The sequence below is a fragment of the Arsenicicoccus sp. UBA6765 genome (assembly GCF_002453335.1).
In the GTDB taxonomy this organism is placed as follows: Bacteria; Actinomycetota; Actinomycetes; order Actinomycetales; family Dermatophilaceae; genus Arsenicicoccus; species Arsenicicoccus bolidensis.
Window position 1 is genome coordinate 1 of the sequence record NZ_DKGR01000024.1, and the last position, 14,187, is coordinate 14,187.

Sequence of the window (14,187 nt, forward strand, 5' to 3'; positions counted from 1 at the left end):
GTGCTCTTCCGATCTCGCCGCACCGGCGCGCTGGTCCTCGCCGTCGCCGGGCTCGTCTCGGCGGCGAGCCCCGCGGTCGTGCCGGGCGCCATCGGCAGCGCGAGCGCGGGCACGTCCGCCTTCCTGCTCGTCGGGGCGGCTGCCCTCGCCGGCCCGGTGCTGGTGGGGTGGACCTTCGGGCGGATCCCGTCGCTGCGCGGCGCCGCCGCGTGGCTCGCGCTCGCCAACACACGGGGCTTCGCGCGGCGCCTGACCACGGCCGTCGTCCCCCTGGCCCTCGCCCTGACGGCGGGCACCGCGCAGACCACGGTCGACAGCACGATCGCCCGGGCCGCCACGACCCAGCTCGCCGACGGCCTGCGCGGCGACCTCGTCGTGCCCGTGGACCCGACTGGCTCGTCGGCCGCGCTCCGAGCCGTCCCGGGCGTCACGGCGACCGCCACGTCGGCGTCGGTGCAGGCCTCCGTCCGCACGGACTCCGACGAGGACGTCCCCGCGCTCGAGGCCCTGTCCTGGGAACCGGTCCGGATCCGCGTCGTCGACGGGCTGGTCGACCCCGGCGTCGTCGCGGGATCGCTGACCGGCCTCGACCGGCCCGGCACCGTCTCGGTCAGCCGCGACGCCGCGCTCGAGGTGGGTGGGCTCGGCAGCACGGTCGCCGTCCGGTATGGCGACGACCCGTCGGCACCCACCACCTCGGCCACGGTCGTGGCGGTGCACGATCGCGGGCTGGGCCTCGGCGACTACCTCGTCGGGCCGGCCACCGCCCGCGCCAACGACCTCACCCCGTCGGTCGACGCCGTCCTGCTGCGGGTCGCACCCGGCTCGGAGCGGTCCGTCACCGAGGCGGTCGGCGCCGTCACGCCCGAGACCTATGCCGGTCGTGCCGCCGACGGCGGCGGCGCCCAGCGTCTCTCCACGGCGCTCCTGCTCGCGCTGCTGGGCTTCGTCGTGCTGGCGGCGGCGAACACGCTGGTCATGACCACGGCCCGCCGACGCGACGAGCTCACCCTGCTGGGACGCACCGGCACGACCCGGCGTCAGCTGCTGGCCATGTCGGCGATCGAGGCCGCGATCACGGGGGTCACCGCCTGGGCGATCGGCACGGCGGCGGTCCTCCCCGCCGTGCTCGGCGTCAGCGCCGGCCTCCTGGGCGCGGTGCTGCCACCGGTGGATCTCCCGGCATACGGCCTGATCAGCCTGGTCGTCCTCCTGGTGCCGATGGTCACGGTGCTGCCCTCGGTGCTCCTCGCCACCCGCCCCGGCGTCCGGGGCGGACGTATCGTGGTGGCATGAGGACCGTGATCCGCTTCCTGCGCAGGCGTCCCGCCGTCGAGCCGCTGTGGCGCGAGGCGGTCGGTGGCGTCATCCGCGACGAACGTCACGACCAGGGTCAGCGCATCGTCGACCTGGCCGAGCGAGCCGGCATCGCGCCGCAGTACCTCTCCGAGATCGAGCGGGGCCGCAAGGACCCGTCCTCGGAGGTGCTGGGCGCGGTCGCCGGGGCGCTCGACCTCACGGTCGGCGAGGTGGCGTCCCGCGCGGCGAGCACCATGAGCCGCGCGCCGTCTGCCGGCCCGTTCTGCCTCGCGGCCTGATCAGTCGGGCGTCCGCGCCATGACGAGGGCGTCCACCACGCCGTAGTCCAGCGCGCCCTGCGCCGTCAGGATGAGGTCCCGCTCGGTGTCCTCGCGGATCTGCTCGCGCGACCGCCCGGTGTGCAGGGCGAGGATCTCCTCGAGCATCGTTCGCACGCGGGCGATCTCGTCCGCCTCGAGGATGAGGTCGGGCACCGCGCCACGTCCCTCGCCGGCCGGCGCGTGGATCACGACGCGGCCGTGGGGGAGGATCGAGCGGTGCCCGGCGGCGCCGCCCGCGAGGAGCACGGCCGCCGTCGACGCGGCCTGGCCGACGCACGTGGTGTGCACCGCCGGCCGGACGTACTGCATCGCGTCGTAGATCGCGAGCATCGCCGGGATCGAGCCGCCGGGGGAGTTGATGTAGAGGTCCACCGGTCGGTCCGGGCTGTCGGACTCGAGGTGGATCAGCTGCGCGATGACGGCGTTGGCGACGCCGTCGTCGATCCCGGTGCCGAGATAGATGATCCGCTCGCCCAGCAGCCGGGAGTAGATGTCGACGGTGCGCTCGCCCTGGTTGGTCCGGGTGGTGACGTAGGGGATCGTGTAGCTGCTCATCGCCGCTCACCTGCCTGCCGGGCACCGACGGCACCAGCGCCGACCAGACCGGGACCCTCGAGACCGACCGGCCGTCGCGTGGCCGGCAGCACCTGCTCGATCGAGGTCACGACGTGGTCGACGAAGCCGTAGTCCAGCGCGGCCTGCGCGTCGAACCACCGGTCGCGCCGCGAGTCCCGCTCGACGGTCTCGACGTCCTGCCCGGTGTCCTCCGCGACGAGGGCGATCACGGTGTCGCGCGTGTGCCGCAGGTCGTCGGCCTGGATGGCGATGTCCATGGCCGTCCCGCCGATCCCCGCCGACCCCTGGTGCAGCAGGACCTTGGAGTGTGGCATGGCATAGCGCCGACCGCGCGTGCCGGAGCTGAGCAGGAACTGACCTGCGCTGTAGGCCATCCCGACGTTGACGGTCACCACGTCGCACGGGATCGCGCGCATGCAGTCGCGGATGGCGAGCATGCCCGGCACCGACCCTCCGGGGGAGTTGATGAGCAGCCGTATGTCGGCGGCCGGGTCCTCCGCGGCGAGCAGCACGAGGCCGTTGCACAGGCGGTTGGCGTTCCAGTCCTCGAGGGGCTCCCCGAGGAGCAGGGTGCGGCGGTCGAAGAGGCGGCGGTAGAGGTCTTCGTCGAGGGTGCGCCCGGCGGGCGGGGATTCGGTGGTCATGCGTCCACGGTGCGCCCGCCCGGGAGGCGGTCGCCTCAGATGCTGCCGAGGGCAGCGCTGCCCTGAGCAGCGCGGTCGAAGGCGGACAGGTCGCCCTCGATGGTGGCGCACACCTGGGCCCCCTCGTAGAGCTGGTGCACGATCGCGCCCCGCTGCTCGGACCCGGTCAGGTCGGTGAGCAGCGCTCGCATCCAGGCCTTCTCCTCGCGCACGACGTCGGCCGCCGCTCCGGCGTGGTCCCCGAGCTCGGCCCACGCGTTGACGAACGCGCAGCCGCGGCGGTGGGTGCTCGCGCGCTCGCGGGCGATGGCGAACACCTCGGCGACCCTGTCGTCAGGGTCCGTGATGCCGTCCAGGCCCTCGAGCAGGTGGGTCTGCCAGTCGTGCGCCCGCCCGGCGAGATAGGCCGCGACGAGCCCGTCCTTGGACCCGAACCGTTGGTAGAGCGTGCGTTTCGTCGTCTCCGCCTCCTCGCACACCAGGTCGACGCCCGTGGCGGTGATGCCCCGCTCGTAGAAGAGGCGGCTGCCGGCGTCGAGGATCCGTCGCCCCACGGCGGTCGTCTCGGGGGCGGGCATGACGGGGCGTCGCAGCGGGTCCATGGCCGCTCCTCTCGATGTCGGTGCACTGACAGTATACCGACCGGTATGTTTACCTGCGGGCATGACAAAGGTTCTCCTCGGTGCCGCGTTCGTCGTGTGCTGGAGCTCGGGTTTCGTCGGTGCGGCGCTCGCCGCCGGCTCGGCCGCGCCCGCACCCCTGCTCGCGTGGCGCTACCTGATCACCGCGTTGCTCCTGGTGGCGGTCGTGGCCCCGACCCGCACGCGGCTGACCCGCGCGCGGCTGACCCGCACCGAGCTGTGGCAGCAGGCCACGCTGGGGCTGCTCGCCCACGTCGTCTTCCTGGGCGGGGTCTTCGGCGCCGCGGCGGCGGGCGTGGATGCGGGCACGACCGCTCTGGTGTGCGCCCTGCAGCCGATGCTGGTGGCCGTCGCGGGGCAGCTGGCCTGGGGAGATCGTCTGGGGGCAGGTGGCTGGGCCGCCCTGACGCTGGGCCTGGCGGCGGTCGCGCTGACCACGGGTGGGGCTGCGCTCGCGGGTGGTGGTGCCGCGCTGCTCCTGCCGGTCGCCAGCGTGCTCGGCCTGTCGGGGTCGGCCCTGCTCGAGCGGCGGTGGCGACCACGGACGGGCATCCTGCCGTCGCTGACGGCACAGGTCGTCCTGGCCGCGGGGGCGTTCACGGCATACGCGCTGGCCACCACCGGTCTGAGGGTGGAGGTCGACGGTCGTCTCCTGGTCGCGCTGGCCTGGCTCGTGGTGCTGTCGGGGCTGGGTGGCTATGCCTCGTATGTCGCCTGCCTGCGGCAGCTCGGGGCCACCGCCACCAGCACCCTGCTCTATCTCACGCCGCCCGTCACGGCGGTGTGGGCCTGGCTGATGCTCGGCGAGGTGCTGTCGGCGCAGCAGGTGGGCGGTCTGGCCCTGAGCCTGCTCGCCGTCGGGCTGGCGGTGCCGGGGTGGCGCGTGTGGTCACGCGCGGGGGCGCGTGCGGCGGCACGGCCAGGGCCTGCACCGGCCGACCCTCGTGGGCCGAGCGCATGATGCCCTGCCAGATCGGCCCGGGGATGCGAAAGGCCTGCGCCCGCACCGTGCGTGCCCGCCCGGTCGCGTCGTGCAGGGTCGGGTAGGTCCAGTCGCGGCGGTTCTCGTCGGGGGTGCCCGCCCACACGGACGTGGCGTAGTCCGGGGTGGCGCCGGTGAACCACGTCTCGTTGTCCTCGTCGGTGCCGGTCTTGCCGATGGCGGGGCGGCCCAGCTGGACGGCGCGGCCGGTCCCCTCGGTCATGACGGACGTGAAGACGTCGGCGGCCTGGTCGGCGACCCGCTCGTCGAGGACGCGGCGGCACCCCGCCTGGCGCAGGTCCAGCGGCGTGCCGTCGCTGCCGGTGACGGACTCGATCGGGGTGGCGGGGCAGGAGATGCCACGGTTGGCGACGGCGGCATACATCTGCGCCATGGTCGTGGGGCTCGCGTCCGCACCGAGCAGGATGATCGGCGCCACGGACGACAGGGGTCGTCCGTCGGTGGCGGTGCGGTCGGCGCCGGTGGACGTGTGCATACCCATGGCGAGCGCGGTGTCGCGAATCCGGCACGTGCCGATCTCGGACGCGAGGGCGACGAAGGCCGTGTTGACCGACTGAGCCGTCGCCTCGCGCAGGCTCAGCTGCGGGGCGTCGGACTCGCCCTCGGCGTTCTTGACCGGCCAGCCGGCGGGCCCGACCGAGCAGCCTGGCTGGAAGTCGTGCGGGTACCACCGGCTGTGCTCCGGGCGGATGCCGGTGATGACGTGGTCGGGGGACAGCCCCTGGCGGACGGCCTCCACGACGGCGAAGAGCTTCATCGTCGAGCCGACGCTGAACCCGCCCGACCCGCCGTGCCGGAAGTCGGTCGCCCAGTTCACCTGCGTCGCACCGGGTTCAGTGCGCCCTGACCTGCCGTAGCGCGCCGACTGCACCATGGACCGCACCTTGCCCGTGCGGGTCTCGAGCGTGACGGCGGCGGCGCCATACCGGGGGTAGTCCCGGGCCGTGATGGTCTCGGCCATCGCTGTGGTCGCCGAGGACTGCAGCCGCGGATCGAGCGTCGTGACGATACGAAGACCGCCGGTGCGGACCCGGCCCTCCCGCTCCTGCGGGGTCCGGCCGAGGGCCGGCTGCTCGCGCAACCAGCTCAGGACGTAGTCGCACCAGAAGGGATAGGGGGAGGCCGCGCAGCTGTTGCGTGGCGGCGCGGCACGGACGACACCGAGCGGTGCTGCGCGAGCGCTCCGCAGCCCGGCGGCGTCGAGGTAGCCGTAGCGATGCATCTCGCCGAGCACCGTGTTGCGGCGGGCCAGCGCCGCACGCGGGTTGTGGACCGGGTCGTTGGCGCCGGGCTGCTGCACCACCCCGGCGAGGGTCGCGGCCTGGGGGACGGTCAACCGTGCCGCGGTCGTGCCGAAGTAGTGCCGCGCGGCCGCTTCGACGCCGTACGCGCCGTCGCCGAAGTACGCGAGGTTGAGGTAGTTCTGCAGGATCTGGTCCTTGCTCAGCCGGCGCTCGACGGCGACGGCGTACTTCAGCTCCTGGACCTTGCGGGCCGCGCTGACCTCCGTGGCAGCCCGGGCGGCGGCCTGGTCCCCGCGACGCCGGGCCGCGGTCTCGAGGGTGACCTTGACGTACTGCTGCGTGAGGGTGGACGCACCCCGGGCCGTTCCGCCCATCGCGGCCCCGGCCACGGCCGAGCCGATGCCCTCGAGGTCGACGCCTCCGTGCTCGTAGAAGCGGTGGTCCTCGATCGCCACCTGCGCGTGACGCATCGCCGGGGCGACGGCGGTGAGCGGCACGACGATGCGGTTCTCGTTGTAGAGCGTGGCGATCACGGTCCGGCCGTCGGCGGCGAGGAGCTGGGACTGCTGGTCGGGGACGACGGACGTGAGCTCGGAGGGGAGGGCGTCGTAGAGCTCGGTGCCCGACCTCGCCACGGTGCCCAGCCCGGCCAGGGGCGGTATGACGAGACCCGCCGCCAGCACCCCCATCACGAGGGAGGTGGTCACGAACGCCGCCAGGAGGCGCGTCACCGTCAGCGCCGTCATGACCCGCCCCTGCCTCATCGTGCCGCGCCCACGTCGAGCAGGAACCGCTCCAGGACCGGGCCCGCAGTGTGCGCGCCTCCCGCCCCGTCCTCGACGAAGACGGCGACGGCCAGGTCGCCCTGGACCGCCACCATCCAGGCGTGCGTGCGCGGTGGTGCCTCGCTGCCGTACTCCGCCGTCCCCGTCTTGGACAGCACAGGCGCGCCGGGGACGTCCGCGAGGAGCCGGCCGCTGCCCTCGGTCGTGGTGCGGCGCATCAGGTCTTGCAGCGCGGACGCCTCCGTCTCGGTCAGGGGGTGCCGCGGTGCGTCGCCCGCGGGGTCCGGCGCATCCAGGACCAGGCGGGGCCGCACGACGCGGCCGGCGGCGACGCTCGCGACCACGGTGGCCATGCCGAGCGGGGTGGTCTGCACCTTGCCCTGACCGATGAGGGAGGCGGCGTGCTCGGTGCCGACCGCCTCGCGGGGCACGGACCCGAGCGACGCGGGCACGCCCAGTGCCGGATCGGTCCCCAGGCCCAGGGCGACCGCGGCATCGGCGAGGCTCTGCTGGGTCGCCTTGTCCCGCAACGAGATCAGGCTGGTGTTGCACGAGCTGGCGAACGCCGTGCGCAGGCTGATGTCGCCGAGACGGTCGGCCGGGTAGTCGTCGTAGTTCTTGAAGCTGCGTCCGTCGACGGTGGCCCGCTGGGAGCACGGTGTCGTGGTCTCGGGGGTGACCCCGGCCCGCAGCAGGGCGAGCGCAGTGGCGACCTTGAAGGTCGAGCCGGGGGCATAGAGCCCCAGCGTCGCGGTCGGCGCGCCTTTGCTGCCGGGGCCCGTCGCGACGGCGCGCACCTCGCCCGTCGACGGTTGTATGGCGACCACGGCGGCCGCCGGGTCGACGTCGGCGAGGGCACGCTCGGCCGCCAGCTGGGCGGTGGCGTCGAGCGTGGTGCGCAGCGGCCGGCCCGGCTCGGGCTTCACCGTGTGCAGCGGCTCGGTGACGCCGTTCTCGTGGACGCGCTCGATCTCGTAGCCCGCGCGGCCCCGCAGCTCGGCGTCCCGCTTGGCCTGCAGGCCGTCGAGACCCACCAGGTCCCCGGCGGAGACGGCAACCTGAGAACCCTGCGAACCCTGCGAACCCTGCGAACCCTGGAGACTCTGTGAGTGCTGCACGACCTCCGCCGTCGCCGGACCCACCCGGCCGATGATCGTCGAGGCGAATCCCGGCGTGGGAGCGAGCGGTCGGGTCTCCTTGATGGTGCTGGCGCCGGGGATCGTGGACAGGTCGGTGCCGTCGCCGCCCTCGGGGTCCTGGCCGACGCGCAGCACCAGCGCCTCGACGAAGGCCTGCGGGCCGGCGGCCGTCACGCGTCCGGCATACGGCTCAGGGTCGATCCCGACGGCGGCCGCGAGCCGGCGGGCGGACGAGGCCGCCTCTGCCGCGGGGACCTTCGCGCGATCGATGCCCACGCGGAGCACCGGCCGGTCGACCACGAGGGGCTGCCCTCCGGCGCCGAGGACCTCGCCGCGTGGAGCAGCCAGCCGCAACGCCCGCACGCGTTGGCGGGCGTCCAGCCCCAGCACCACCGCCGACGGGGTCCACCGCACCCGCCAGCCGTCGTCGGTGCGGACGACGGGCACGGTCGCGACATAGCTCCACGGGGGCAGTCCGTCGCGGATCTGCCACGTGTATCGCACCTGCGCATCCAGGCGCGTGACGCCGTCGCCGACGGGCCTCTCGACGCTCACGACGGCGACGCCGGGGCGGCGGTCGCCGAGGCCGGCCAGGATCAGCGGCGTCTCGCTGGCGGCCCGGTCCCGGCTGTCGCGGGTGAGGCTCTCCGTCTCGACCTGGCCGGTCGCCATCCCCGCGGCGAAGCGCTCCACGGCGTCGCGGGCTCGGTCCTGCTCCGACGGCAGGATCGTCGAGCACGCGGAGAGGGCTGCCACGGAGGCTGTCAGGGCGCCCAGCGCGAGGCCGGCCGCCCTGGTCGCGGCCGATCGGTGGTCGAGCCTCGTCATGACGTCCCCCTGGGTTGCTGGCCGGCCCCCGAGCTGGGTGGTGGTCAGGCCATCAGCGCACCAGGTGGCGAGGCATCAGGTCCAATAGGGCTATCAATCGTTATCGATAGCCAAGTAGTCTGGATCCGTGGACCTGGTGCGGCACCTGCGGTACTTCGTGGCCGTCGCGGACGAGCTGCACTTCTCGCGCGCCGCCGACCGCCTGGGCATCGCTCAGCCCCCGCTGAGCCAGGCCATCCGCCGCCTCGAGGACGAGCTCCAGGTCACGCTCTTTCGCCGGACCTCGCGCTCGGTGCGGCTGACCCCGGAGGGCGCCGCCCTCGTGCCTCGGGCGCACGCCATCCTGGAGGCGCTCGACGAGCTCCGAGAGGTCGTCGGCGCCACGCCGGGGCAGCCCGACCGGCTTCGCGTGGCACTGCCGCCGGGGATTCCCTCAGACCTGCTGGTGCCGGCGCTCGAGGATCTCGCCGGGAGGGTGGGCGCCCCCGTCGATCCGGTCATCGCGGCGGCCCCAGACCGGGCGCGGGCCCTCGACAGCGGTGAGGTCGACGCGGCGGTGCTGCCACCCGGATCCCCCGCGTCCGGCCCGCCGCCGAGCCGGAGCGTGGCGCGACTCGGCGTGACCGGGCTGAGGCACGTCGACGCCGTGGCCCACCCGAGTGACCTGCGTGACCTGCCCGTCGCCCTCGACCCCGAGGACGTGGCGACCCAGCACGGCAAGCGGCTGCTCGAGCTGCTGGACCGCTTCGGGCTGCCCGCGGAGAGCGTCGACGTCTCGCTCGACCACGCCACCGCCACGACCCGGGCCCGTCTCGGCACGCTGCACCTGATCACGACGCGGCTGACGGCCGACGACGCTGGGGTGATCTGGTGCCCGCTGAGCGGTGATCAGATGGTCCGGACGAGCGTGTTGCGGTGCGGGGCACCGTGGTTGCACCCGGTCGCGACCGACGAGGTGGCCCGGTGGTGGGCGGACCTGGCCGGTCAGGACTCCCTGGCGGACACCACCACCGTCGTCGAGCGCGGGCAGTGGGGGATCTGATGACCATCGAGCAGCAGGTCCGGAGCGCGTTCGACGCCGTGCAGGTCGACGGGTCGGTCACCGCTGTGGACCTCACGACCGGGGCCGGCGTCGACGTGGACGCGTCGACGCCCCGCCCCCTCGCGTCGGTCGCGAAGCTGCCCCTCGTCTGGGTGCTGCTGACGCTGCACCACGAGGGGGAGCTCGACGCCTCGACGGCGCTCGTCCTCGACCCGGCCCACCGCACGATCGGACCGGTCGGCACCGGCCGCCTCCGCGACCCCATCACGATGAGTGCCCGCGACGCTGCGTACTACGCGATGTCCTTGAGCGACAACGGCGCCGCGGACGCGATCTGGGACTTCGTCGGCGCTGAGCGGGTGCAGGAGACCCTCGCCCGGCTGGGCCTCCCGGACCTGCGGCTGCGCGCGCCGATGCGACGGATCTTCGAGCTCCTCGAGGACCAGCGCCGTCGCGAGCGGCTCGACGACGCGGCGCTGCTGCGGACGGATCCGCGGACCCTGGACCCGCTCGACCCCGCACGCGTCAGCAGCGGCACGACCGCGGCGCTCACGCGCTTCCTGGCCGAGATGCATGGCCGCGCGGCCGGCGGGTCGCAGGCCGACCGCGAGGTCGTCGACCTCATGGGGGCCCAGCTGGTCCGCAACCGCCTCGCCTCGGGCTTCCCGGCTGCGGACCTCGACGTGCGAGGCAAGACGGGGACCCTGCTCGCCGTGCGCCACGAGGTCGGCTACGTCACCTATCCGGACGGGCGGGCGTACGCCGCGTCGGTCCTCACCTTTTCCCGGAGCCTGCAGATCCACCACCGCGTCGACGCGGTGATCGGCGAGGTGGCGCGGGCGGCGGTGCTCCACCTGCGTCGGTGAGGTGCGCCCCGCCGAACCGCGCGGCGACCTGGCGCAGGGCGGCGGCCAGCTCTGGGGGCTGGACGTCATACAGCTGGGTGTCGAAGGTGACGTAGAGGCCGGCCACCCCGGCCCAGGACCAGGCGCCGACGACGGGCCGGCAGCGGCCGTCGGTGAGGTCCTCGACCACGGACCCGCCGGGCGCCCAGCGCGCCACCAGCGTGGCCGGGAGCTCGAGCACGGCGCTGCCGACGCACGGCCACTGCGCGGCGGTGTCGCCCCGGGAGGGCGGGTCGAGACGGGTATCGCCAGGGCCTCCCTGGCGGTCGACGCGGCGACCTACGGTGGAGGACGTGAATCCCAAGGACGACATCCGCGACTTCCTCGCCACCCGGCGGGCCCGGCTCACGCCCGACCAGGCGGGGCTGCCGATCTACGGCGCCAACCGGCGCGTGACGGGCCTACGACGCGAGGAGGTGGCGCTGCTCGCGGGGATCAGCGTCGAGTACTACACGCGCCTCGAGCGGGGCAACGTCGGATCCGTGTCGGAGAGCGTCCTCGAGGGCGTCGCGCACGCCCTGCAGCTCGACGAGGCCGAGCGCGACCACCTCTATCGCCTCGTGCGAACGGCCAGCACCCGCAAGCCCTCTCGGCGCACGACCAGCCGCACGCGGGTGCGCCCCACCATCCAGCGGATGCTCGACCTCATGCCGGCGCCGGCCTACCTGCGCAACGGGCGGTTCGACGTGCTCGCCGCCAACGCGATCGGACGGGCGCTCTACAGCCCCCTGTATGACGAGAGCGACCACCCCAACAGCGCGCGGTTCGCGTTCCTGAATCCCGCTGCGGCGGAGTTCTTCACGGACTACGACAAGGTGCTGGACGACTCGGTCGCCTTCCTGCGGGTCGAGGCCGGGCGCGACCCCTACGACAAGGACCTGCAGGACCTGATCGGCGAGCTGTCCACGCGCAGCGAGCGATTCAGGCAGCGGTGGGCCTCGCACGACGTGCGCTACCACCGCAGGGGGAGCAAGCGCCTGCACCACCCGCTCGTCGGGGACCTGACCCTCGACTTCGAGTCCTTCGAGCTGCCGGGCGACGCCGGGCAGCGGCTCAACGTCTACACCGCGCCGCCGGACTCGCCGACCGCCGAGGCGCTCGCGCTGCTCGCGAGCTGGTCCACCCCGGCGGCCGGCTCGCTCACCGAGCCGCGGCCGCGGCCGCGTCGGGCCTAGACCTCGTCCATGCCTGGCAGCACCGCAACCGCCCGGGCCAGCGTGGACACGATCGACGTGCGCGCAGCCCGGCCCTCCGGGCTCGGGGTGAGGGGATAGACGTGCACGAGCCCCTCCCGCTCGTGGAGGTCGACCTCGACGCCCGCCTCGCGCGCCCGGGCGACCAGCACCCGTGCGTCGGGCCACAGGATGTCCCGGGTGCCGACATACAGGCTGATCGGGCCCAGCCCCGCGAGGTCCGCCGCGATCGGGCTGACCAGCGGGTCGTCGAAGGGCAGCCCGTCGCGCCATAGGTCGATGTGGACGCGCGTGCCCTCGCGACCGAGCCAGGGGTCGCGGGGGAGCACCGCGTCGATCTCGGGGTTCGTCAGCGACAGGTCCAGGGCGGGGGCGATCAGGAGCGTCCGCGGCAGGATCCGAGCATCCCTGTCCCGCAGCAGGATCGCCGCCGACAGCGCGATCTGGCCACCGGCGGAGTCGCCCGCGAGCGCGGTGGTGCCCCAGCGCTCCTGGCTGCGCAGGACCAGGTCGGCGAAGCCCGGCACCACCTGCGCCGCGGTCCCGTAGGGCACGAGCGGATAGATCGGCACGGTCACCGCCACCTGCGCCTCGGCGGCCACCTGCGCGGTGAGCTCCCAGTGCTGGCGGGCGATCTCGCCGTACCACCCGCCGCCGTGGGCGTAGACGACGCCGCCCACCGGCTCGCCGGACCGCGGACGGATCGTGTAGACCGGCCAGCCGTCGACCCGCTCCACGTCGATGCGAACGTCCTTGCGCAGCAGGCGCGGTGGGCCATAGGCCTGAGGCCGGGTGGTCACCTCCGCCAGGCGCCGCCGGGCGCCCTGCTCGGTGAGGAACGGCCGGTTGGCGCGCATCGCGCGCAGGAGGAGCGGCACGACGGTCCGGGACATCAGCGACGGCATGTCCTCACCGTATGCCGAACCTCCTGCGCGGTGGCGGGATCTCAGTCCCCCAGGCGGCGATAGGTGCGGACGGACAGGGGCAGGAAGGCCGCCGTCAGCAGCGCCGGCCACACCACCGCGAGCACCATGGCGTGCTCCGTGGCCCAGGTCGAGCCGACGATCGTGGAGGCGCCGCACAGCTCGCGCACCGCCGTGACGGTGGCCGACAGGGGGTTGAGCTCGGCGACCAGCCCCAGCCAGGTCGGCATGGTGGTCGGGTCGACGTACGCGGTGGACAGCATGCTGATCGGCCACACGAGGATCTGCACGGCGGCGACCGACTCGGGGCCACGGGCCGTGAGCCCACCGTAGATCCCGACCCAGAGCAGGCCGATGCGCAGCCACAGCAGCAGGACCGCCGCGACGGCCAGGCCGGCGAAGGATCCGGGGCGCCAGCCCAGCGCGAGCCCGCCGAGGACCACGAGCGCGAGACCGATCACCGAGGCCGCCACGTCCGCCAGGCCGCGTCCGCCGAGCACCGACAGGGCGCGGATCGGCAAGGAGCGCAACCGATCCGTGACGGACGTCGCCGCGTCGCCGGCCACCGCGATCATGGTCGTCTCCAGGCCGAAGAGCATCGTGACCGCAAGGATCCCGGGCACCGCGAGCTGCAGGTAGGAGCGGGTTCCGCCGGCGATGGCGCCCCCGAGCAGCCCGGTCATGAGCAGCAGGACCAGCAGCGGGAAGGCGGCGGTCAGGAGGAAGGCCCCGGGCTGGGCGCGCCAGTGGCGGGCGGTGCGCCCGGCCAGCAGGGTGGACTCGTGGACGAGGCTGGTCATGCCGTCACCTCCGTCGCGGTGAGGGTGAGATAGACGTCCTCGAGGCTCGGTTCGCGCAGCTCCATCCTGGGTTCGCCCGCCAGGCGCCGGATCTCGCCGATGGTGCCGGCCGCGACGACCCGCCCCTGGCGCAGGATGACGACGTCGTCGGCGAGGGCGTCGGCCTCCTCGAGGTGCTGCGTCGTGAGCAGGATCGTCGTGCCCGCGTCGGCGAGGGCGCGCAGGTCGTGCCACAGGTCGCGCCGGGCCCGCGGGTCGAGGCCGGTGCTGGGCTCGTCGACGAAGAGCACGGTGGGGTCGTCCACCAGGGCCGCCGCGAGGTCGAGCTTGCGACGCATCCCGCCGGAGTAGGTCCGCACCGGCCGGCCCGCCGCGTCGCTCAGGCCGAACCGCTCGAGCAGCTCGCCGGCGCGGGCGGTCGCCGACGCCTTGTCCCGGCCGCGGAGCCGGGCGAAGAGCACGAGGTTGTCCCTGCCGCTGAGTCTTTCGTCGACCGAGGCGGCCTGTCCGACCAGGGCCGTGTGCCGGCGGACGGCGTCCGGCTGGGTCACCACGTCGTGCCCGGCGATGCTGGCGATGCCCGACGTCGGCCTGGTGAGGGTGCTGAGCATGCGCACCAGCGTCGTCTTGCCGGCGCCGTTGTGGCCGAGGAGGGCGCACACGCGCCCTCGCCGGACCGTGAGGGTCACGCCGTCGACCACGGCGGTTCCGTCATACGTCCTGGTCAGGTCCTGCGTGCAGATGGTGGGATCCATGGCTGCCGACCACTCCTTCGTACGTTGTACGTTTATCGTACAACGTACGAACACCATGGGCTGCCAGGA

The 14,187-nt window shown here is 74.0% G+C and carries 13 protein-coding genes and 1 pseudogene; 6 read left to right on the forward strand and 8 right to left on the reverse strand.

Features of this window, described 5'->3' with window-relative positions; translation table 11 throughout:
- Together B4K29_RS06810 and B4K29_RS06815 are read left to right on the forward strand one after the other, a co-directional pair.
- A partial coding sequence (locus B4K29_RS06810) for an FtsX-like permease family protein (RefSeq protein WP_349680240.1) occupies positions 1-1,296 on the forward strand: 1,296 nt, incomplete at its 5' end.
- Positions 1,293-1,598, forward strand: a complete 306-nt coding sequence (locus tag B4K29_RS06815) for a helix-turn-helix domain-containing protein (RefSeq protein ID WP_286960731.1) — start codon at positions 1,293-1,295, stop codon at positions 1,596-1,598. The genes B4K29_RS06810 and B4K29_RS06815, both read left to right, overlap by 4 nt.
- Here the strand turns inward: B4K29_RS06815 and B4K29_RS06820 are convergent, their stop codons facing one another.
- The 3 genes from B4K29_RS06820 to B4K29_RS06830 are packed head-to-tail and all read right to left on the reverse strand — an operon-like array spanning position 1,599 to position 3,462.
- On the reverse strand, positions 1,599-2,195 hold the full coding sequence (locus B4K29_RS06820) for a ClpP family protease (RefSeq protein ID WP_286960732.1): 597 nt from the start codon (positions 2,193-2,195) through the stop codon (positions 1,599-1,601).
- Positions 2,192-2,860: a ClpP family protease gene (locus B4K29_RS06825; protein WP_286966791.1), complete on the reverse strand. Its 669-nt coding sequence runs from the start codon at positions 2,858-2,860 to the stop codon at positions 2,192-2,194. The genes B4K29_RS06820 and B4K29_RS06825 overlap by 4 nt, the downstream gene beginning before the upstream one ends.
- 35 nt (positions 2,861-2,895) lie before the next feature.
- A complete protein-coding gene (locus tag B4K29_RS06830) occupies positions 2,896-3,462 on the reverse strand; it encodes a TetR/AcrR family transcriptional regulator (protein ID WP_286966793.1) in 567 nt (188 codons plus the stop codon).
- Positions 3,463-3,523: 61 nt separating this feature from the next.
- Here B4K29_RS06830 and B4K29_RS06835 point away from each other — a divergent pair, with 61 nt between their 5' ends.
- Positions 3,524-4,462, forward strand: a complete 939-nt coding sequence (locus B4K29_RS06835; protein WP_286966795.1) for a DMT family transporter — start codon at positions 3,524-3,526, stop codon at positions 4,460-4,462.
- A gap of 145 nt (positions 4,463-4,607) precedes the next feature.
- Here B4K29_RS06835 and B4K29_RS06840 read toward each other — a convergent pair.
- A pseudogene (locus tag B4K29_RS06840) lies at positions 4,608-6,512 on the reverse strand (transglycosylase domain-containing protein); the annotation flags it as partial.
- Positions 6,509-8,500: a penicillin-binding transpeptidase domain-containing protein gene (locus tag B4K29_RS06845; RefSeq protein WP_286966796.1), complete on the reverse strand. Its 1,992-nt coding sequence runs from the start codon at positions 8,498-8,500 to the stop codon at positions 6,509-6,511. The pseudogene B4K29_RS06840 and the gene B4K29_RS06845, both read right to left, overlap by 4 nt.
- A 127-nt stretch (positions 8,501-8,627) precedes the next feature.
- Here B4K29_RS06845 and B4K29_RS06850 point away from each other — a divergent pair, with 127 nt between their 5' ends.
- The 3 genes from B4K29_RS06850 to B4K29_RS06860 all read left to right on the forward strand — a co-directional run bounded on the left by B4K29_RS06850 (position 8,628) and on the right by B4K29_RS06860 (position 11,622).
- Positions 8,628-9,542: a LysR family transcriptional regulator gene (locus B4K29_RS06850; RefSeq protein ID WP_029210246.1), complete on the forward strand. Its 915-nt coding sequence runs from the start codon at positions 8,628-8,630 to the stop codon at positions 9,540-9,542.
- On the forward strand, positions 9,542-10,408 hold the full coding sequence (locus B4K29_RS06855) for a serine hydrolase (protein ID WP_286960739.1): 867 nt from the start codon (positions 9,542-9,544) through the stop codon (positions 10,406-10,408). Before B4K29_RS06850 ends, B4K29_RS06855 begins: the two co-directional genes overlap by 1 nt.
- Before the next feature lie 332 nt (positions 10,409-10,740).
- A complete protein-coding gene (locus B4K29_RS06860) occupies positions 10,741-11,622 on the forward strand; it encodes a helix-turn-helix transcriptional regulator (RefSeq protein WP_286966797.1) in 882 nt (293 codons plus the stop codon).
- Here B4K29_RS06860 and B4K29_RS06865 read toward each other — a convergent pair.
- The 3 genes from B4K29_RS06865 to B4K29_RS06875 are packed head-to-tail and all read right to left on the reverse strand — an operon-like array spanning position 11,619 to position 14,118.
- Positions 11,619-12,545 (reverse strand): alpha/beta hydrolase fold domain-containing protein, encoded by a 927-nt coding sequence (locus B4K29_RS06865; protein WP_286966799.1) that lies wholly within the window; start codon positions 12,543-12,545, stop codon positions 11,619-11,621. The genes B4K29_RS06860 and B4K29_RS06865 overlap by 4 nt on opposite strands.
- Before the next feature lie 41 nt (positions 12,546-12,586).
- Complete coding sequence (locus B4K29_RS06870) at positions 12,587-13,363, reverse strand: ABC transporter permease (RefSeq protein WP_286966801.1); 777 nt, start codon at positions 13,361-13,363, stop codon at positions 12,587-12,589.
- A complete protein-coding gene (locus tag B4K29_RS06875) occupies positions 13,360-14,118 on the reverse strand; it encodes an ABC transporter ATP-binding protein (RefSeq protein WP_286961761.1) in 759 nt (252 codons plus the stop codon). The genes B4K29_RS06870 and B4K29_RS06875 overlap by 4 nt, the downstream gene beginning before the upstream one ends.
- Between the last annotated feature and the right edge of the window lie 69 nt (positions 14,119-14,187).